Source organism: Terrisporobacter mayombei, assembly GCF_020748465.1.
GTDB lineage: Bacteria > Bacillota > Clostridia > Peptostreptococcales > Peptostreptococcaceae > Terrisporobacter > Terrisporobacter mayombei.
Map to the genome: position 1 here is coordinate 1 of NZ_JAHZMP010000164.1, position 483 is coordinate 483.

General features: G+C 50.5%; 1 protein-coding gene. It reads right to left on the minus strand.

Annotated features, from left to right (window positions below; genetic code table 11):
- Nucleotides 1-79: 79 nt before the first annotated feature.
- Nucleotides 80-298 (minus strand): hypothetical protein, encoded by a 219-nt coding sequence (locus K0039_RS20915; RefSeq protein WP_063118407.1) that lies wholly within the window; start codon nt 296-298, stop codon nt 80-82.
- Nucleotides 299-483: the final 185 nt, after the last annotated feature.

Genomic DNA, 483 nt, shown 5'->3' on the forward strand with positions numbered 1-483 from the left:
GCCTCCTCCTGGGACTCATACGTTTTTACGCCGGATAACTCCAGCGTCAGCAAAGGATCAATTTCATTATTGTTGGCCATCAATCAACTCTCGCGTAGTCATTCATCAACGGATCATCAATTGACAGTGGTACCGTGCGCATAACGCCCGGCTGAGGCGTGCTGACCTTTACGACAGTTCCCTGGCCTTTCGCCGAGTCTTTGGTGTGCTCTTCAATCCTGGCAAGCAATGAGGTCATCTGCGCAAACAGCCGCTTCGTTTCACCATCAAGTGAAACGGTATTATCAGCCAACTGCATTGTCGGCTTGGCACCGGGTACTGTACTTGCTCAGAACTCGTACAAAGTGAACAAGCAGTGGCTGCGTTATGCTGGTCATACCGCCAGTGATGAAGTGTTTGAAAAACTGACCGGCATTAAAGGTGCGTTCCGTACTCGTATTGCCTACGTTGTTCAGACCAACGGCGGTCAGTTCCCGTATGAAC